Source organism: Deltaproteobacteria bacterium (genome assembly GCA_011773515.1).
Lineage (GTDB): Bacteria > Desulfobacterota > Deferrimicrobia > J040 > J040 > WVXK01.
Window position 1 is genome coordinate 31919 of the sequence record WVXK01000109.1, and the last position, 448, is coordinate 32366.

The 448-nt window shown below is 54.9% G+C and carries 1 protein-coding gene; it reads left to right on the forward strand.

Going from position 1 to position 448, the window contains the following annotated elements; all coding sequences use genetic code 11:
• The coding region (locus GTN70_11745) for an alpha/beta fold hydrolase (GenBank protein NIO17631.1) at positions 1-448 on the forward strand (448 nt) is incomplete at both ends.

Consider the following 448-nt stretch of genomic DNA (forward strand, 5'->3'; position numbering starts at 1 on the left):
TGTTTTACGACGAAGCTGGTACGGGCCCGGAAACAATAGTGTTTGCACACGGTCTCGTCTTCAGTGGGCGCATGTTCGATGAGCAGGTCAGTGCCCTCAAGGACCGTTATCGTTGCATAACCTTCGATTTTCGTGGCCAGGGACAGAGCCAGGTTACGCCGGATGGGTATGACATGGATAGCTTATGTGAAGATGCGGCGCAGCTCATAGAGAGATTGGATTGCGCCCCCTGTCACTTCCTCGGCTTTTCCATGGGTGGTTTCGTCGCAATCCGACTTGCGCTGCGGCGCCCGGAACTGGTCAAATCCCTGATTCTCGCCGATACTTCCGCTGATCCTGAACCGAAGAGGAACCTGCGCAAGTATCGGCTCTTGAATCTGATAGCCCGCCGGGTCGGCCCATTCGCGGTGGCAAGACATGTAATGCCGATGATGTTTAGCCAGAAGTT